The sequence below is a fragment of the Streptomyces sp. A0642 genome (assembly GCF_004795105.1).
Classification (GTDB): domain Bacteria; phylum Actinomycetota; class Actinomycetes; order Streptomycetales; family Streptomycetaceae; genus Streptomyces.
The window spans coordinates 91641-109855 of sequence record NZ_SSBL01000001.1; the positions used below are offsets into that span (position 1 = coordinate 91641).

The 18215-nt window shown below is 74.7% G+C and carries 14 protein-coding genes; 7 read left to right on the forward strand and 7 right to left on the reverse strand.

The window, feature by feature from the left end; all coding sequences use genetic code 11:
• Positions 1-332: 332 nt before the first annotated feature.
• Positions 333-2972: an ABC transporter permease gene (locus E6R60_RS00385; protein WP_136324306.1), complete on the reverse strand. Its 2640-nt coding sequence runs from the start codon at positions 2970-2972 to the stop codon at positions 333-335.
• Entirely contained in the window at positions 2969-3679 is a 711-nt protein-coding gene (locus tag E6R60_RS00390) for an ABC transporter ATP-binding protein (RefSeq protein ID WP_240802328.1), read from the reverse strand. The genes E6R60_RS00385 and E6R60_RS00390 overlap by 4 nt, the downstream gene beginning before the upstream one ends.
• Positions 3680-3846: 167 nt before the next feature.
• Between E6R60_RS00390 and E6R60_RS00395 the strand changes: the two genes are divergently transcribed.
• Entirely contained in the window at positions 3847-5076 is a 1230-nt protein-coding gene (locus tag E6R60_RS00395) for a sensor histidine kinase (protein ID WP_136324307.1), read from the forward strand.
• Positions 5064-5723 (forward strand): response regulator transcription factor, encoded by a 660-nt coding sequence (locus E6R60_RS00400; protein ID WP_136324308.1) that lies wholly within the window; start codon positions 5064-5066, stop codon positions 5721-5723. The genes E6R60_RS00395 and E6R60_RS00400 overlap by 13 nt, the downstream gene beginning before the upstream one ends.
• Positions 5724-5728: 5 nt before the next feature.
• On the opposite strand, the gene E6R60_RS00405 is transcribed toward E6R60_RS00400, so the two are convergent.
• Positions 5729-6115, reverse strand: coding sequence for a VOC family protein (locus E6R60_RS00405; protein ID WP_136324309.1), 387 nt, complete (start codon positions 6113-6115; stop codon positions 5729-5731).
• Between the two features lie 66 nt (positions 6116-6181).
• Between E6R60_RS00405 and E6R60_RS00410 the strand changes: the two genes are divergently transcribed.
• Both E6R60_RS00410 and E6R60_RS00415 read left to right on the forward strand, forming a co-directional pair.
• Positions 6182-6823 carry a nucleoside/nucleotide kinase family protein gene (locus E6R60_RS00410; protein WP_136324310.1) on the forward strand — a complete coding sequence of 214 codons (642 nt, stop codon included), beginning with the start codon at positions 6182-6184 and terminating at the stop codon, positions 6821-6823.
• Between the two features lie 67 nt (positions 6824-6890).
• Complete coding sequence (locus tag E6R60_RS00415; RefSeq protein WP_136324311.1) at positions 6891-8021, forward strand: aminopeptidase P family protein; 1131 nt, start codon at positions 6891-6893, stop codon at positions 8019-8021.
• A 21-nt stretch (positions 8022-8042) separates the two neighbouring features.
• On the opposite strand, the gene treZ is transcribed toward E6R60_RS00415, so the two are convergent.
• On the reverse strand, positions 8043-9803 hold the full coding sequence (treZ, locus tag E6R60_RS00420; protein ID WP_136324312.1) for a malto-oligosyltrehalose trehalohydrolase: 1761 nt from the start codon (positions 9801-9803) through the stop codon (positions 8043-8045).
• A gap of 176 nt (positions 9804-9979) precedes the next feature.
• Between treZ and E6R60_RS00425 the strand changes: the two genes are divergently transcribed.
• Positions 9980-11335, forward strand: a complete 1356-nt coding sequence (locus E6R60_RS00425; RefSeq protein WP_136324313.1) for a GH1 family beta-glucosidase — start codon at positions 9980-9982, stop codon at positions 11333-11335.
• A 34-nt stretch (positions 11336-11369) separates the two neighbouring features.
• Here the strand turns inward: E6R60_RS00425 and E6R60_RS00430 are convergent, their stop codons facing one another.
• Positions 11370-12281, reverse strand: a complete 912-nt coding sequence (locus tag E6R60_RS00430) for a GNAT family N-acetyltransferase (RefSeq protein ID WP_136324314.1) — start codon at positions 12279-12281, stop codon at positions 11370-11372.
• Between the two features lie 232 nt (positions 12282-12513).
• Positions 12514-13470, reverse strand: coding sequence for a GNAT family N-acetyltransferase (locus E6R60_RS00435; protein WP_136324315.1), 957 nt, complete (start codon positions 13468-13470; stop codon positions 12514-12516).
• 177 nt (positions 13471-13647) lie between these two features.
• Between E6R60_RS00435 and E6R60_RS00440 the strand changes: the two genes are divergently transcribed.
• Positions 13648-14214 (forward strand): DUF1707 and FHA domain-containing protein, encoded by a 567-nt coding sequence (locus tag E6R60_RS00440; protein WP_136324316.1) that lies wholly within the window; start codon positions 13648-13650, stop codon positions 14212-14214.
• A 390-nt stretch (positions 14215-14604) separates the two neighbouring features.
• On the forward strand, positions 14605-15621 hold the full coding sequence (locus tag E6R60_RS00445; RefSeq protein ID WP_136324317.1) for a cytochrome P450: 1017 nt from the start codon (positions 14605-14607) through the stop codon (positions 15619-15621).
• A gap of 34 nt (positions 15622-15655) precedes the next feature.
• On the opposite strand, the gene treY is transcribed toward E6R60_RS00445, so the two are convergent.
• On the reverse strand, positions 15656-18037 hold the full coding sequence (gene treY, locus E6R60_RS00450; protein WP_136324318.1) for a malto-oligosyltrehalose synthase: 2382 nt from the start codon (positions 18035-18037) through the stop codon (positions 15656-15658).
• Between the last annotated feature and the right edge of the window lie 178 nt (positions 18038-18215).

Below are 18215 nucleotides of genomic sequence, written 5' to 3' on the forward strand. Positions count from 1 at the left end.
GCCGCGTTCCGGCCCACCGGGAACGGGTTCCGGCCACCGGCTCCGCCCCCGGGCCCAGCGCTCGCGCCGTCGGCAGTCCCGCCGTCCCCGGCATCGCGACGAGCGGGGCGGTGTCGCCCGCCCCGTGCCCCGTGACCGGCCTGGTGCCCCGGCGACCCCGGCCTGACCCCGTGAGGTGGTCCGGCGCCACCCGGTCGCCTTGGGCCCCCCGCCTCACCGTCCCGGCCGGTGCCTGCCGCGACAGCGTGACCGGGGCGGACCAGGCCCTTACCGGGAGACCGTTCCCGCGGCGGGGGACGTCCTCACGGGACGTCCCACGGTCGAGGGCCGGCTCAAGACCGTCGGACCCTCGGCAGCGGGTGGCGGCCCCGGCCCGCCCCGGGGCCGTGCCCGCCGCGCCGCGCCCCCGGCAGTAGCGTGCCCACAGCCGCCGCTGCCGTCACGGCCGCCGCCAGGACTCCGTACTGCGCCGGAGGCAGGTACGGCAGCCCGCCCGTCGCCGGGAACGCGAACGCGAGCAGGGGGATCGCCGCGACCACGGTCCCGATCGTCAGACCGGCCACGGTCACCAGGGCCGTCTCCAGCACCCGCATCCGCAACAGCTGCCCACGCCCCGTGCCGACCAGCCGCAGCAGGCGGAACTCCGGGCGGCGGCCGACCGAGATCAGCGCGAGGGTGCTGACCACGGCGAGCAGCGCGAATCCGCCGATCACTCCGACACCGATGATGATCAGGGCGTCGTCCTGCTCCGAGGACGAGGGGCTGATCCGCACGTCATCCGCCGTCGCCGGGCGGACATCGAGCCCCTTGTACGGTGCCAGCGCACGCCGTACGGCCGCCGTGGCGTCCCCGTCCGCCGAGCGCACCAGGATATGCTGATCGCGCGGAGCCGAGACATGACCGGCCAGCACCTCGCGGGGCAGCATGAACTCGCCGAGTCCCAGGGACCGTTCGTAGATCGCCACCACCTTGGGCCGTACCTGCGTACCGTCCCCGAGACGCAGCTTCACCTCGTCCCCGACGCCGACGTCCAGGTCGTCGGCCCGGTCCTCGCCGACGGCGACCGTGCCCCGGCCCGTGAGACCGGCCAGGCCGCCCGCCGTGACCCGGGCATCGAGCGTGCCGGCCAACCCGTCCGCCGTGACGCCCAGCACCGGGAAGCGGTCCAGCACCGGATCGCCGGCCTCGCGGTGGGCGAGGACGACAGCCGACCGCAGCAGACCCGTCGCGGCAGCCACCCCCGGCGCCTCGCGTACGGCCCCGGCCGCCTCCGCCGGGATGCCCGCCGCGGGGCCCGTCACCACCAGGTCCGCCCGCAGCGCGTCGGACGCCTGCCGGGCGGCGGCCCGTTCCAAGGTCGTACCGGCCGCCAGCTGGACGCAGACGAACGCGACGACCAGGACGACCGGGGTGAGCGCCGCCCCCAGCCGGCGGTTGTGCGCGGCCGAGGCCCGGGCCGCCAGGAAGCCGGAGACCCCGCCCGCACGCCGGGCCGGCGCGCCGAGGACGCGCATCGACACCCGGGCGATCCACGGACCGAGCAGCGCCACCGCGATGATCAGCGAGGTCGCCGCACCCGATGCGGCGAGCGCCGCGGCCTGGCCGCTCTGCGTGGCGGCCGCACCGGCCGAACCGATCCCCGCCAGGGCCAGCAGCACCCCGGCGGCCGTGCGCAGCCGTCCCGGCGCGCCCGGCTCCGGAGCCCGCGCCGCGCTCAGGGCGGCCGCAGGCCGCATCCGGGCCGTCGCACGCGCGGCGAGCAGCGCCACAGGCCGGGCGGCCAGGGCGACGAGCAGGGCGCCCGCTGCTCCCGCGGCGACCGGCAGCCACACCGGAACGGGCAGCGGCAGCGGGGCCGTGGTCAGCAGCGACCGCATCAGCAGCCCCAGCGGCACGGACAGGACCGCTCCCAGCAGCGCGGCGGCGACCGCCACCCGGCCCGCCTCGCGGCCGACCGCCGACCTGAGCTGCCGGGGAGTCGCCCCGACCGCCCGCAGCAACGCCAGTTCGCCGGAGCGCTGATGCACCGCCTGCGAGATCGTGGTGGCGATCACGAGCAGAGCCACCATGAGAACCGTTCCGCCGATCGACGCCAGCATCGCCAGCAGATCGCCGCGCCCGCCGAGCGCGTCGACCTGCTCCGCCTCCCCGCGCTCGGCGCCTGTCAGCACGCGCAGACCGCCCTCGCCTCCGCCGTGTCCCGCCACGGCCTCGCCCAGGGACGCCCGCAGCGCGTCGGCGGAAACGCCGCGCTCGGCCACGACGGCGATCACGTCCACCGTGCCGGGGTGGCCGGCCAGCGCGGTGAGCCGCGACTCGGTGAAGAACACGGCGGGCGCGCCGTCGCCCCGGTGGCCGGTGCCGGCCACCCCGCTGACGGTGTACTGACGGGCCGCGCCGTCCACCTGGAGCGTCACGCGTCCGCCGGGCACGCCGCCCGCGCCCGCCAGTGCCCCGTCCACGACGACCTCCGACGCCGACCTGGGGGCGCGCCCCTCGGACAGCTCGTACGCGCTCAGCGCGGCGGACGGCCAGGAGCGGCCGACGGCGGACGGCCCGTCGCCGACCGTCACCGGAACCGAGTCGTCCGCGACGGTCCGTGCCACGCCGTCCGCCGCAGCCACCCGCGCCACCACCGAACGGTCCAGCCGTACCCGTTCCGGCAGATGGGCGGTGGCCGTCTGCGGCTCGCCGCCCCACGGCTTCGCCGTGTACGAGACCCGCTGGTCGGCCACCACCACCGCGTCGGCCCCGGAATAGCGCTCCACGGGCGGCCGCGCCAGCAGCAGCGAGCCGAGCACCAGCGAGAAGGCGCCGAGCAGCGCGGCGGCGGCCGCCACCGCCGCGAACACCGCGGTCCAGGCCCGGCGATGGGCCGTCAGCGAGCGGCGGGCCAAGAACGCCGAGGCCCGCCGGCTCCCGGCCCGCCCGGTCGCGCGGACCGGCTTCTTCCGTGCTTCGGTGAGCGTCATCGCAGCCGGCCGCCGTCCATCGTCATGACCGTGTCCGCCCAGCTGGCCGCCACCGGGTCATGGGTGACCATCACGACCGTACGGCCGTCGAGCCGGACCGCGTCCCGCAGCAGGCCGAGCACCAGCACCGCCGACTCCGGGTCCAGGGAAGCCGTCGGCTCGTCCGCGAAGAGCACGTCGGGTTCGGTCACCAGCGCCCGCGCCACCGCGACCCGTTGCTGCTCCCCGCCGGACAGGGTCGCCGGTCCGCCACCGCCCCGGCCGGACAGCCCGACCCGGTCCAGCAGCCGCCGCCCGCGCTCCAGCACCCGCTCGTCCTCGGGATCGGCGCCGGCCAGGACCAGCGGCAGCACGACGTTCTCCTCGATGCTCAGCGACGACACCAGGTTCAGCGCGTGCGACTGGAAGACGAAGCCGATCCTGTCCCGCCGCAGCCGGGTCAGCGCGGCCTCGGTCAGCGTGCCGAGATCGGTTCCCGCGATCCGTACCGTGCCCGACGACGGCCGGTCCAGGCCCGCCGCGCACTGCAGGAACGTGCTCTTGCCCGAACCCGAAGGACCGACCACCGCGGTGAAGCTGCCCACGGGCACGACGCAGCTCACCGCGTCGAGCGCGACCGACTCCCGGCCGCTGCCGCGCCGCCCGTGGCGTCGGCTCACCGACTCCAGTTCCAGCGCCGCCGTGCGCAGTGCCGTGGTTGTCTCCACCGTGGACCCCTCACTTCTTGTTCCGTCCTGACCTGCGTAAACGCTAGGTGGGTGAGGTGGCCCGGGCGAGGGTGCGCGCTCCCGGACCGGGGGTACAGCCAGCACCACCACCGCCCGGGGGGCCGCCCCACTCCGACGGCCGGAAGGCCCCCGTAACGTGGTGCGGCATGAGCACCGCCCCCGCCCCGCTGACGGTCGCCGTCCGGCGTTCCTGGCATGCCTCGCGCTATGTCTTCATCGGCATCCCGATCGCGCTGTTCGCGTACGTCGCCACGTTCCTCGTGGTGGCGGCGCTGCTGTTCGCCGTCGTGGTGATCGGGCTGCCCGCGCTGCCGGAGGCGGCCAGGGCGCTGCACCGCTTCGCCGAGTTCGAGCGGCGCAGGGCGGCGGCGTACCTCGGCGTCCCCTTCCGGCCGACGCCGTACCTGCCGCCCGACGGCGGTGAGCTCGGCCGGCGGGTCAGATATGTGCTCACCGACCCCACCGTCCGGCGCGAGGCCCTGTGGCTGCCGTTCCAGGCGCTGGCCGGCAACGTCATCGGCTACCTCGCGATGGTGCTGTGGCCGGTCGGACTGCTGGTGGACGGGGTCGCGCTGTCCCTCGTGCACCTGCTGGACCGGTGGCGCGCGGCGGAATACGGAACGCCACCGCCCGAGCGCCGGGGCGTTGCCCTGCGCTGGCATCCCGTACTCGCCGGACTGTCGGCGAGCTGGACCAGGTCCCTGCTGACCACCCCGCCCTCCGCCGAGCTCGCCGAGAGAGTCGTCCAGTTGACGGAGAGCCGGGCCGGGGCGGTCGAGGCGCACGGCGCCGAACTCCGCCGTATCGAACGGGACCTGCATGACGGCGCGCAGGCTCGCATCGTCGCCCTCTCGATGCGCATCGGCCTGGCGAAACAGGTCCTGGACCGGGACCCCGCCGCCGCGCGGCAGCGTCTGGACGAGGCCCAGGACGGCGTCGACGCGGCGCTCGCGGAGCTACGGCACGTGGTCCGCGGCATCCACCCGCCGATCCTGACCGACCGGGGGCTCGCCGGCGCGGTACGCGCCCTGGCCGCGGACTCGGCCGTTCCCGTCACGGTGGATCTCGACGGCGTCGACGACGGACTGCGGCTGCCGGCCGCCGTCGAGGCCGCCGCCTACTTCGTGATCGCCGAGGCCCTCACCAACATCGGCAAGCACAGCGGCGCGACGGCCGCACGCGTACGGATCGACCGGGCCCCGGGCGCCCTGCTCGTGGCCATCGGCGACGATGGCCACGGCGGCGCGGACGAACGCGGCGGCAGCGGGCTGGTCGGGATCAGGCGGCGGATCGCCGCCCTGGACGGGACCACCCGCATCAGCAGCCCCACCGGGGGGCCGACGGACATCGAAGTGGAGCTGCCGTGCGGATCGTGATCGCCGAGGACAACGCCCTGTTGCGCGAGGGCCTGATCCTGCTGCTCACCAGCTCGGGCCACGAAGTGGTGGCGGACGTCGCGGCCGGCCCCGAGGTACTGCCCGCCCTGCTGGAACACCGCCCGGACGCCGCCGTACTCGACGTACGGCTGCCGCCCACGTTCCGCGACGAGGGGCTGCGCGCCGCCATCGCCGCGCGCGGGGAAATGCCCGCCCTGCCGATCCTGGTCCTCTCGCAGTACGTCGAGGAGACGTACGCCGCCGAGCTGCTCGCGCAGGGCGCGCAGGGCATCGGATACCTGCTCAAGGACCGGGTCGGCCGCGTCGACCAGTTCCTCCAGGCCCTGGACCGGGTGGCTTCCGGCGGCACCGCCCTCGACCCCGAGGTGGTCAGCCAACTGCTGATCCGCAAGGCGTCGGCGAAGCCGCTCCTGAGCCTCACCCCGCGCGAGAGGGAGGTCCTGGAACTGATGGCCCAGGGCAAGGCGAACGGCACCATCGCCACCGAACTCGTCGTCACGGAACGGGCCGTGAGCAAGCACATCGGGTCCATCTTCGCCAAGCTCGGCCTGGAACCGGACGACGGCTCGGTCCACCGCCGGGTCCTGGCGGTGCTCGCCTACCTGGAGGGCAACGGGGCGCGCTGAGCGCCTCACGCGGGCTGGAGCAGGTCCCAGCGGTTGCCGTACAGGTCCTCGAAGACCGCGACCGAGCCGTAGACCTCGTGCCGCGGTTCCTCGAGGAACCGGACCCCGGCCGCCCGCATGCGGGCGTGGTCGCCGGCGAAGTCCTCGGTGTGCAGGAAGAAGCCGACCCGCCCACCGGTCTGGGCGCCGACACTGGCCGCCTGCGCCTCGTCCTTGGCCCGGGCCAGCAGCAGCCCCGTTCCCTCGGCGCCCCGGGGACGCACCACGACCCAGCGGCTGCCGTCGCCCCGGTCGGTGTCTTCCACCCGTTCGAAGCCGAGGGCGTCGGTGTAGAAGGCGAGCGCCTCGTCGTAGTCGCGGACGACCAGGGTGACCAGGGCGATGTGGGACATGGGGGGCCTCGCGAGTCAGTCGGGGAAGGGAGCCGCCACCGGCTCCCTGGCGGGACAATATCCGCCATGGACACCAGCGACCTCACCGGGCTGACGGCCCGCGCCCGCCGCCTCGCCCTGGCCGGGGACCGCCGCATCCTGGGAATCGCCGGTCCGCCCGGTGCCGGGAAGTCCACCCTGGCGGAGCAGCTCGTCGGCGCGCTGGGACCCCTCGCCGTCCTCGTGCCGATGGACGGCTTCCACCTCGCCCAGGCCGAACTGGAACGGCTCGGCCGGGCGGAGCGCAAGGGCGCGCCCGACACCTTCGACGCCGCCGGGTACGCGGCCCTGCTGCGGCGGTTGCGGGCGCCCGAACCGGGGACCGTCGTGTACGCCCCCTCCTTCGACCGGTCCCTGGAAGAGCCGGTCGCGGGCGCCCTCCCCGTGCCGCCGGACGTCCCGCTCGTCGTCACGGAGGGGAACTACCTCCTGTACGGGGAGGGGGCCTGGGCACCCGTGCGGGGACTGCTGGACGAGGCGTGGTTCCTGGAGCTCGACGAGGGTGTACGGGTCCGCAGGCTCGTCGACCGGCATGTGCGATTCGGCAAGGAACGGGCGTACGCGGAGCGCTGGGTGGCCGGTTCCGACGAGGCCAACGCGCGGCTCGTCGCCGCCGGCCGCGGCCGTGCCGACCTCGTCGTACGGCTCGCTCGGGGCTCGCGGCCCTGACTGCTCGCGCTCCACCGTCCGGGCGGGCAGGATGCAGGGAGCCGTTCCGCGCCGCCAGGAGGTCCGCATGTCCAGCCCGAACCAGCCCGTGCCGTTCACCGCCGACGACTACCGGGCCCGGATGACGCGGGCCGCCGAGAGCGCCGCGGCCGCCGGACTCGCGGGCGTGCTGGTCGCGCCCGGGCCCGACCTGGTGTACCTGACCGGCTATCAGCCCACCGCGGTCACCGAGCGCCTCACCGTTCTCGTCCTCACCGCCGGTCAGGACCCGGTGCTGGTGGTACCGACCCTGGAGGCCCCCGACGCGGAGAAGGCCGTCGGCGCGTCCGCGCTGACCCTGCGGGACTGGACCGACGGCAAGGACCCGTACGCCGTCACCGCGCCGCTGCTCGACGCGAAGGGCCGGTTCGGCATCAGCGACAACGCCTGGGCGATGCACCTGCTCGGCCTCCAGCAGCTGCTGCCCGGCACGTCGTACGCCTCCCTGACCGAGGCCCTGCCGATGCTGCGTGCCGTGAAGGACGCCGCCGAGCTCGAACGGCTCGCCGCTGCGGGGGCGGCCGCCGACGCCACGTACGAGGAGATCCTGAAGGTCCGGTTCTCCGGCCGCAGGGAGACCGACGTGGCCGCCGATCTGGCGCGCCTGCTCACCGAGTCCGGCCATTCCCAGGTCGACTTCACCGTGGTCGGTTCCGGCCCGAACGGCGCGAACCCGCACCACGAGGCGGGCGACCGCACGATCGAGCGCGGTGACATGGTGGTGCTCGACTTCGGCGGCCTCAAGCACGGTTACGGCTCCGACACCTCCCGTACGGTCCACGTCGGCGAACCCACCGCCGAGGAGCAGCGGGTCCACGACATCGTGCGGGAGGCGCAGAAGGCGGGCTGCGACGCCGTACGGCCGGGCGTCTCCTGCCAGGAGATCGACCGGGCCGCCCGCGCCGTCATCACCGAGTTCGGCTACGGCGAACGCTTCATCCACCGCACCGGCCACGGCATCGGCGTCACCACCCACGAGCCGCCGTACATGATCGAGGGCGAGGAGCAGCCGCTCGTCCCCGGCATGTGCTTCTCCGTGGAGCCGGGCGTCTACCTGCCCGGCCGGTTCGGCGTCCGGATCGAGGACATCGTGACCGTCACCGAGGACGGTGGCCGCCGCCTCAACGCCACGGCCCGCGAGCTGGCAATCGTCGAGTAGCGGGGCGCCGCCGCCCCGGGATCAGTCGTCCGCCAGCACCACGCACGACTCCGGCGGCAGGTGCAGTGCCCCGTCCGGGCCGGGCGGCCCGACCGGCAGCCAGGCGGCCAGGACCCTGCCCCCGCCGCCGCGGTGCCGGCCGCCGCCCAGCGGGATGGTGGCCGGCTTCTCGGCGAGGTTGACGGCGACGCGCAGGTCGCCCCGGCGGAATGCCAGCCAGCGGGCCTCGTCGTCGTACGCCGTCCTCACCGTCGCCAGATCCGGGTCGCTGAGATCGGGCAGGGCGCGGCGCAGCGCGATCAGTTCGCGGTACCAGGCGTGCAGGCGGGCGTGCGGGTCGCGCCGCGGCTCGCTCCAGTCCAGGCAGGACCGGTCGCGCGTGGCCGGGTCCTGCGGGTCGGGGATGTCCTCCTCGGCCCAGCCGTGCGCCCCGAACTCCCGCCGCCTGCCCGTGCGCACGGCTTCCGCGAGCTCCGGATCGGTGTGGTCGGTGAAGAACTGCCACGGCGTACGGGCGCCCCACTCCTCGCCCATGAACAGCATCGGGGTGAAGGGTCCGGTCAGCACCAGCGCCGCCGCGCACGCCAGCAGGCCGGGGGAGAGGGAGGCGGCGAGCCGGTCGCCGAGGGCCCGGTTGCCGATCTGGTCGTGCGTCTGGGCGTAGCCGACGAACCGGTGGGCGGCGGTGCGGGTGACGTCGACGCGACGGCCGTGCGTACGGCCGCGGAAGCTGGAGTACGTGCCGTCGTGGAAGAAGGCGCTCGTCACGGTCTTGGCGAGCCCCGCCAGCGGGGCGGCCGCGAAGTCCGCGTAGTAGCCCTGGGACTCGCCCGTCAGCGCGGTGTGCAGACAGTGGTGGAAGTCGTCGTTCCACTGGGCGTGCAGACCGAGGCCGCCCGATGCGCGCGGAGTCGTCGTGCGGGGATCGCAGAGGTCGGACTCGGCGATCAGTGAGAGCGGCCGGCCCAGCTCGGCGGAGAGCGCGTCGGTGGCCGCGGACAGCTCCTCCAGGAAGGTCAGCGCCCGGGTGTCGGCCAGCGCGTGGACGGCGTCGAGGCGCAGGCCGTCCAGCCGGTAGTCGCGCAGCCAGGCGAGCGCGCTGCCCAGCAGGAAGGCCCGCACCTCGTCGGAGCCCGGCGCGTCCAGATTGACCGCCGCGCCCCAGGGGGTGTGGTGCGTCTCGGTGAAGTACGGACCGAAGAGGGGAAGGTAGTTGCCGGAGGGGCCCAGGTGGTTGTGCACCACGTCCAGGACGACCGCGAGCCCCAGCCCGTGCGCCGTGTCGACAAAGCGCTTCAGCCCCTCGGGGCCGCCGTACGGTTCGTGCACCGCCCACAGCGACACCCCCTCGTACCCCCACCCGTGGACGCCGGGGAACGGGCAGACCGGCATCAGCGACACATGGGTGATGCCCAGCTCCACGAGATGCCCCAGCCGGGCCGCCGCCGCGTCGAAGGTGCCCTCGTCGGTGTACGTACCGATGTGCAGCTCGTACAGGACCGCGCCCGGCAGCCCGCGCCCCGCCCAGTCGCTGCGCCAGGCGTACGCGTCGTGGTCGACGACGGCGCTCTCGCCGTCCGGCCCGTCGGGCTGGCGGCGCGAGCGGGGATCGGGGCGCACCGGGCCGCCGTCGAGGGCGAAACCGTAACGGTCGCCGGCCGCGGCCTCCGCCTCGGTCCTCCACCAGCCGGCCCGGTCCGGATCACGCTCCATCGTCCGCAGCTCACCCGACAGCCGCAGAGCGGCCGATTCCGCGTCCGGTGCCCATACCTCGAACAACATGCAGCGCTCCCTCGTCTCCGGCTACCGCCCATCGTCGGCAGACGGCGCGATCTTCGACCCGCGACACTGGATCGAGTCCGTAACTGGCGATTAAGGTCTGGATCTGGTTCTGGTTCTGATCATTGCCCTGCCGGGTTCTGACCTACGCACTCCCTCTTATGGCTGTGGAGGCCGAGATGACTGTGCCGCCCTTCCCGCCCGGATTCCTGTGGGGGGCGTCCGCCTCCGCCTTCCAGACCGAGGGCGCCGCCGACACCGAAGGCAAGGGGCCCTCCGGCTGGGACGCCTTCGCCGCGCAGCCCGGACGCATCAAGGACGGCACCGACACCACGCGCGGCACCGGTTTCCACCGGCACTACCGCGAGGACGTCGCCCTCCTGGCCGGGCTCGGCGCGGACGCCTTCCGGTTCTCCGTGAGCTGGCCGCGCGTCGTGCCGGGCGGCAGCGGCCCGGTCAACCCGCAGGGGCTCGATTTCTACGACCGCCTCGTCGACGAACTCTGCGCGCACGGCATCACCCCGGCCCCCACCCTCTACCACTGGGACACCCCCCTCCCGCTGGACGAGGCCGGAGGCTGGCTCAACCGGGACACGGCCTACCGTTTCGCCGAGTACGCGGGGATCGTCGCCGAACGGCTCGCCGACCGCGTGCCCATGTGGATCACGATCAACGAACCCGCCGAAGTCACGATGCTCGGTTACGCGCTCGGCGAGCACGCCCCGGGCCGGACCCTCCTCTTCGACGCACTGCCCGCCGCCCACCACCAGCTCCTCGCGCACGGACTGGCCGTGCGCGCCCTGAGAGCGGCAGGTGCGGGCAACATCGGCATAGCCGTCTCCCACTCCCCGGTCTGGACGGCGGGGGAGTCCGACGAGGACCGCTTCGGCGCCGAGCTGTACGACATCCTCACCAACCGGCTGTTCGCCGACCCGCTCCTCACCGGCCGCTACCCCGACGAGAACGTCGCCGCCCTGATGCCGGGCCCGGTCGAGGACGACCTGCGGACCATCTCCGCCCCGCTCGACTGGTACGGCGTCAACTACTACAACCCGACGCTGGTCGGCGCCCCCGCGCCGGAGGCCCTCGACACCTTCGCGGGCTTCGGCATGCCGGCCGGACTCCCCTTCGGCATCCGGGAGATCGACGGGTACGAGAAGACGGACTTCGGCTGGCCCGTCGTCCCCGACGGCCTGCGCGAGACCCTCGTCCAGCTTCGGGACCGCTACGGCGACCGGCTCCCGCCGCTCTACATCACCGAGAACGGCTGCGCCGTCGACGAACCCACCGCGGACGACCGCCGCATCGCCTTCCTCGACGGCCACCTGCGCGCCCTGCGGGAAGCCATCGACGCGGGCGTCGACGTACGCGGCTACTTCACCTGGTCACTCACCGACAACATCGAGTGGACCGAGGGCGTCAGCAAGCGCTTCGGCCTGGTCCACGTCGACTACGAGACGCTGCGCCGCACGCCCAAGGACTCGTACGCCTGGTACCGCGACGTCATCAGGCGGCAGCGCGCGAACGGGGGCTGATGCGCGCCGGCGCATCGGCCCCCGTCCTCACGCCCTAGAGCAGGTGGATCCGCTCCTGCGTCACCGGATGTCCGGCGCGCGCGAAGGCGGCCGCCATCGGCACGTTCCCCCGGTCGGTCGCGCCCGCGATGAACTCGGCTCCCCGGGCGGCCAGGAAGTGCGTGCACTCCACGAGCAGGTCGTAGCCGTACCCGTGCCCGCGCGCCTCCGGCACGACGCCGATGAAGCCGATGCACGGCCCCGAGGGATTGTGCGCGGGAATGTGGAGACCGGCCGGTTCGCCGTCCGGCGTGTACGCCACCTGCCACCAGTCACGCGGCGAGGGACACCAGTGGAAGAAGTCGAGCTCCTCCTGGGCCGCCGCCTCCAGCCCGCCGGGGCCCTCGATCGCCCGGCGGGCGTGCGCGTTGAGCGTGACGGAGTGGATCCTGCGCAACAGGCCGAGGATCACCGCGTCGTCGGGTTCCGGGCGAAACGTCAGCCGGCCGGGCCGTTCGGGCAGGCCGCAGTCCGGCGTCCACCGGTACTGGTACCGCTCGACGAGCGGCTTCATACCGGCCGCCGTGGCGGCGGCGATCCGGGCCTCGGCGGCTGCCCTGACCTCGTGGAGTTCGCGCCAGTTCGCGGGAAGGCCCAGTTCGTATTCGGCGTGCAGCGGGGCCCGGCGCAGGAGTTCGACGCCGGCCTCGTCCTCGCCGGCGGCGAAGTCGAACCAGTTGAGCAGCACGGGCTCGGTGTCATCGGGGCCGCCCCACCAGGCGGCCCGGGCGACGACGGTGCCGTCGCGCAGGGCGATCCAGGTCCACTCGGGGCGGTACTCCCCGCCGTCGTCGACCGTGGCATAGCGGTGCCCGAAGGCGGCGCGGCCGACGAGTGCGGGGTCGCGCAGGGAGTCGAAGAGAGAGGCGTCGCTCTGTGAGAGCGCGCGAACGACCAGATCGGTCATGGGTAAGTCCTCCGGAAGCAAGCTGTGCGCTCCCGGTCAGACCGGGTCGGACACCGCCCGGCGGACGGGACGGGAGCGCGGGAACGAAGTGGTACGCGGAGTGGTGCCGTTGCTCGTACCCATGTGCCTCGCCTCCTTCCTCGCCCAGGGGCTCGCAGATGCCCTCGCGGCAACCCTAGGGCCTTTCGGGCCGGCCGTCCAAGGGATTCGGACGGCCAGCCCGGTGGACCGGTCAGTCGTCCCACACCATGTCGAAGGCGCGCTCGAAGTTGACGTAGCCCAGCCGCGCGAAGGACTTCGCCATCGGCACGTTGCCGAGGTCCGTCGCCGCCCGGATGCGCTCCACGCCGTCCTGCCCGGCGAGCACCCGGGTGCCCTCGGCGAGGAGTTCGTCGATGTAGCCGTGGCCGCGCCGGCCGGGCAGCACGCCGATGTACGCGATGATCGGGTGGTAGTTGTTGCGGGCGGGGATGACGAAGCCGACCGGTTCGCCGTCCGGGAGTTCGGCTGCGCGCCACCACTCCCGCGGGGTCGAGTAGTGGGCGAGCTCCTCGTCGTAGTGCTTCTCCGCGGCCTCGCGCGCCGTCAGGCCCGAGGCCAGGTCCGCCCGGCCGTGGGCGTCGAGCGTGCCCTCCATCACCGGCGTCATCAGGGCGAGGAGATCCTCGCGGCCGGCGACCGGGCGGAACCGCAGCCGGCCGCTGTCGGCCGGCACCGGGGTGCCCGCACGCCACTCCAGGCGCAGCCGCTCCACGAGCATCCGGGCGCCGGTGCGCTCCATGACCCGGATGCGGGCCTCGACGACGTCACGGACCGCCGGGTCCTCACGCCAGTCGGGCGGTACGAAGCGGCCGTACTCCGGACGCGGGGCGCCGGCCGGGACGACGGCCGCGGTGGCCGCCTCCAGCAGCCGGAGGCCCGCCTCCCCGCGCTCGGGCTCGGGCAGCGTGTCGTCCAGGTCGAAGAAGTCGAGGAGGAGCGGGGCCCTGCCGTCCTTGCTCCACCAGGCGATCCGCGCCACCACCCGGTCGCCCCGCAGGGCCACCCACATCCACTCCGGGCGCCGGCGGCCCGTCGCGAGGTCGTCCGCGAGTTCGTGGTCCAGGACGTAGGACAGCCGGCGGAACAGGCCGAGCTCCTCCGGGCCGGCCAGCGGACGTACGGTCAGATCGAGTGGTGCGTCGAGCACGAATCCCCCACAGGTGTACGGGCTCGTCCCGGCGGTCGCCGGGACGGCACGGCCGCCGACAGTAGCAACGCCCGGCGCGCGACACCCCCGGATATCCGGGGCGGCCGCGCAGGTCAGGAAGGCGGAAAGCGGGGTTGTTCTGGACACTCCGGGGCGGTCGGCCCGACAATCGACGGTGTGACGTCCTCCTTCGAGTCCCACACGTATCCCGCGCGGCTCTCCGACGCCCAGCGCGACCGTGTTCTGGGTGCGCTCAGAGAGGGCGCGGCCCAGGGCAAGCTCTCCCACGACACCTTCATGCGGCGCATGGAACTGGCCCTGACCGCCAGCCGTTCCGATGAACTGGCCGCGCTCACCGCCGACCTGGGGCACAACGGCCGCTGGTCGCGACAGGTGTTCCGGGCCGTCAGCGGCGTCTCCGGCTTCCCCGAGCGCGTGCGCAGGGCGTGGCGGGCCGAGCGGCTGCCCAGGCTCCTGCTCCCCGGCCCGAGTCCGCAGCCCCTGCTCATCGGCCGCGACCCGGGCAACGGACTGCGCCTCACCCACGAGACGGTCTCCCGCATGCACGCCGAACTCACCGCGCACGGCGGCTGGTGGCTGCTGCGCGATCTCGGCTCGACCAACGGCACCTGCGTCAACGGCCAGCGCGTCACGGGGGCGGTGCCGGTGCGGGAGGGGGACCAGGTGAGCTTCGGCAGAATCACCTTCCGGCTCTCCGCACCCGCGCCCCTCCCACCCGCGTAACGGCTTCGGTCCGCCGCACCTCTTCCACCGCGGAAGGATTGCGAGGAGCCGCGCCCCCTCACGCCGCGTGCCCCCGCTCCGATACAACGGCTTCGAGCCGCCGCGCCCGGCCCCCGGCCGGAACGGAGGATGCACGCCTGCCGGTGCAACCCGCGGCCGGCCCGGGTGAGGAACGCCTCGCCGACCGCCTCCGAACCGCCTGCGGCCGGGGCCCGGCGCATGGGACCGGGGAGGCCGGGACCTGCGGGCCTGCGGGGCGCGCTCCGGCCGCGCCCGGCGGCGGTCGCCCGTCACCCGGACGGACGCACGCCGACTGCGGCGGCTCCGTTCAGGTGATCCCCTGGCAGGGAGCGCGCCGCGCACCGGCGCACCGGACACCGGGGGTAGGCCATGCAGGCGGACACGCCCGGAGACATACCGGCCCCGACGCCCTCGCCCGAACGCCGTGCCGCCCGGCGCCCGTCCGCCCGGCCGCGGCGCCCGGCCCGCGCCGGGAGCGGACCCAGTCTCCTCGCTCCGGGCGCGGCCCACGATCCGTACCGGCTCTACCGCGTGCTCCGCGAGGAGTACCCGCTCTGCTTCGACGCGCCGCTGGGCGCCTGGCTCGTCAGCCGGTACGACGACGTCGCCACCGCCCTGACCGACCCGAGGTTCGCCGGCTATCCGCACGACGGAGCGCCCCGGGGCGGCCCCGCCCCGATCGGACTCTGCCACGGAAGCGCCCGCTGCCTGCCGCGCGGCCGGTACGCGGCAGCGGCCGGCCAGGTGCCCGGCCACCTGGCCGAGCGCGTCGAGCGGACCGCCTACGTGCTGGCCCGGCGCATCGCCGGACGCCCCCGGGCCGACCTCGTCGAGGAGTTCTGCCGCTGGCTGCCCGCGGGAACGGGCACCGGCGCCCATACGGGCACGGCCGACGCCGCGCCCTGCGCCCGGCACACCGCGCTGCGCGAAACCGCGCTCGCCTCGTTCCTCGCCAACCTGCTGGACGACCCGGACCTGATGGCCGTCATGCGCATCGAACCCGCTCTCGCCGGCCGGGCCTGGACCGAGTCGCTGCGCCGCGACCCGCCCGTCCAGATCGTCCTGCGCCGCACCGTCGCCGAGGTCACCCTCAGCGGCGGCACCCTGCCGGCCCGGGTGCCCGTCGCCTGCCTGATCGGCTCGGCCGGCCGTGACCCGGAGCGGTTCGCCGCACCGGACGTCTTCGACCCCTTCCGCCGCGACCAGGACCGCGGCACACCCGGCCCGGCGGGTTGCCCCGCCGTGCTGCTCGGCCGGCTGGAAGCCGAACTGGGCCTGCACGCCCTGCTCGACGCTATGCCCGGCCTGCGCTGGGCGGACGGCTTCCGCCCGGCGGCCACCGGCCTGCTCACACGGGGCCCACGGTCCCTTCTCGTCCGGCCTTAGACCGTCCGGCTGCGAACCGTCCGGCTGTAGACCGTCAGGCCGTGGACCGTCCGCCCCGGCTGAGCAGCGCCACCGGCCTCTCCGCGAACAGCTCCGCCACCGGGACCGCCCCGCCGGAGAACTTCCGGCCCGGCGTCAGCAGGTCGTACCAGACCCCCTCGTCCGGCAGCGCCAGTGCCGTCCCGCGCCAGCCGCCCGCCTCGGCGAGCCGCAGCGACAGCCGGGTCACGGCGGTGACCACCTCGCCCGAACGGCAGAAGGCCAGACAGTGCGCCGCCGCCGGACCGGAGGCGGCCAGCGGGACGTACGTACCCGACTCGCCGAACACCTCGGGGTGCTCCCGGCGCAGCCGCAGCGCCGTCTCGGTGAGCGCGGCCTTCTCGTCGGCGGGAGCCCCGTCGGGCGGCTGCCGGAACGGCTGGCGGTTGTCCGGGTCGACCAGGGCCAGATACTCCCGCTCAGTGCCCTGGTAGAGATCCGGCACCCCCGGCATCGTCAGGTGCACCAGGGCCGCGCCCAGCACCTGAGCCCTCACATGCGGGGCGAGCGTCGCCGCGAACCGTTCCAGGAGCGCCCGCGCCGTGCCGGTGCCGGCGGCCGGGCCGGCGGCGACGAAGTCCGTCGCCACCCGCTCGTACACCGGGTCCGGTTCGGTCCAGCTCGTGAAGAGACCCGACTCGCGCACCGCTTTCAGCAGCGCGGGCTCCAGCCGGCCGGCCCGCTCCCCGGGCGGGAAGCCCACACAGCCGAACGCCGTCTGCCACGCCTGCCAGGCGAGCTGCGGGTCGGGGGCGGCGGGGCCGGTCCGTGTCAGCTCGGCGATCAGTTCCATCCACTGCCCGGGGCACTGCGACAGCACCGCGACAGCCGCCCGGACGTCGGCGCTGCGCTTGGTGTCGTGCGTCGTCAGGGCCGTGCCGGTGGCGGGCCAGTCGCGGGCCAGCCGTGTGCAGAAGGCGTGGAACTCCTCGGGAGCCACCGCCGGCTGCCCCGGATCACCGCCCACCTCGTTCGCCGAGAGCAGCGGGACGTACCGGTAGTACGCCGTGTCCTCGACCGCCTTGGCCCGCAGCGCCGACGCCGTCTGGGCGAACCGGGCACAGAACGCCTCCCGGTCCGCGCCCGCGCCGAGCCGCCCCAGGGCAAGGTCCCGCACCACGTCGACGGCCGAGGCCTCCTCCCGTACCGGGAACGCCGCCTTGGCATCGCTCACCGCGACCGCGTCGAGCGTCGCCTCGGCCGTCTGGGTGCAGGGGCCGCCCGCGAGCACGTACGGGCGGTAGACCGGCACACGGACCAGGAGTTCGCGCACGGCGGTGTGCAGGGCCCAGGGGGCGTGGTCGCGCAGCGCGGGGTCCTCGGCGCAGACGCGCGAGGCGAGCCGGGTCAGCAGCTCGGTCTCGGCGGCCAGTTCATGGGTGACGACGCGGTACGCGGCCCGGCGCACCGTCCCCGTCCAGTAGCCGCCCCGGTCGCCGGCCGGATCGGCGTACGCGCGGTAGCCGCCGGTCAGCTCGGCCGCGCCCTCCGGGTCGACGAAGAGCCCGTCGATCCGGTGCAGCGCGTCGTACCCCGTCGTCCCGGCGACGGCCCAGCCCGCCGGCAGCGGTTCGGAACCGGTGAGGATCTTCTCCACCACCGTCCACACCCCGCCGGTCGCCGCGGAGAGCCGCTCCAGATATCCGGCCGGGTCGGCGAGCCCGTCCGGGTGGTCGATCCGCAGACCGTCCACGACCCCGTCCCGCACCAGCTCCAGGATCTTGGCGTGCGAGGCGGCGAAGACCTCGGGGTCCTCCACCCGCACTCCGATGAGCTCCGAGATGGTGAAGAAGCGGCGGTAGTTCAGCTCGGTGCGGGCCAGCCGCCACCAGGCGAGCCGGTAGTGCTGGGCGTCGAGCAGCTCGGGCAGATCCAGGTGGGCGGTGCCGGACCGCAGGGGGAACTCCTGATCGCCGTAGCGCAGGACGTCCCCGTCGACCCGCAGCCGGTCCATCTCCTCGCCGATGCGTCCGGCGAGCACGGGCAGCAGGATCCGCCCGTCGCCCGCCGCCCAGTCGATGTCGAACCAGCGGGCGTACGGGGAGCCCGGCCCCTCGCGCAGGACCTCGCGCAGGGCGTGGTTGTGCCGGGGGTCGGCGGCCATGTGGTTCGGCACGATGTCCAGGACGAGCCCGAGCCCGTGGTCCCGGGCGGTGCGGGCCAGCCGGCGCAGCCCCTCCTCGCCGCCCAGCTCGGCGCGTACCCGGCCGGGGTCGACGACGTCGTAGCCGTGCCGTGAGCCGGGCACGGCTTCGAGCACCGGGGACAGGTGCAGATGCGAGACGCCGAGGGAGGCGAGGTAGGGCACGGCGTCCTCGGCGGCCGAGAACGGGAACTCCGGCTGGAGCTGGAGCCGGTAGGTGGCGGAAGGCGTCATGGGAACGTTCGTACCCAGATCCGGGCCGCCTGTCTCACCCGGGCGCGGACAAAGGCCCGGGTGGCTGCCCCCGGGCCCGGCCGTCACCCCCCGCCGACCGGCCATCGCCCCCACGCCGACCCGGACGTGTCCGTTCCCGCCGACCCGGACGTGTCCCTTCCCGCCGGCTCGGCCACGG

Coding starts and splice junctions, on each gene's coding strand:
- E6R60_RS00385 (WP_136324306.1), bottom strand. CDS start 2,972: ATGACGCTCACCGAAGCACGGAAGAAGCCGGTCCGCGCGACCGGGCGG.
- E6R60_RS00395 (WP_136324307.1), top strand. CDS start 3,847: ATGAGCACCGCCCCCGCCCCGCTGACGGTCGCCGTCCGGCGTTCCTGG.
- E6R60_RS00405 (WP_136324309.1), bottom strand. CDS start 6,115: ATGTCCCACATCGCCCTGGTCACCCTGGTCGTCCGCGACTACGACGAG.
- E6R60_RS00410 (WP_136324310.1), top strand. CDS start 6,182: ATGGACACCAGCGACCTCACCGGGCTGACGGCCCGCGCCCGCCGCCTC.
- E6R60_RS00415 (WP_136324311.1), top strand. CDS start 6,891: ATGTCCAGCCCGAACCAGCCCGTGCCGTTCACCGCCGACGACTACCGG.
- treZ (WP_136324312.1), bottom strand. CDS start 9,803: ATGTTGTTCGAGGTATGGGCACCGGACGCGGAATCGGCCGCTCTGCGG.
- E6R60_RS00425 (WP_136324313.1), top strand. CDS start 9,980: ATGACTGTGCCGCCCTTCCCGCCCGGATTCCTGTGGGGGGCGTCCGCC.
- E6R60_RS00430 (WP_136324314.1), bottom strand. CDS start 12,281: ATGACCGATCTGGTCGTTCGCGCGCTCTCACAGAGCGACGCCTCTCTC.
- E6R60_RS00445 (WP_136324317.1), top strand. CDS start 14,605: ATGCAGGCGGACACGCCCGGAGACATACCGGCCCCGACGCCCTCGCCC.
- treY (WP_136324318.1), bottom strand. CDS start 18,037: ATGACGCCTTCCGCCACCTACCGGCTCCAGCTCCAGCCGGAGTTCCCG.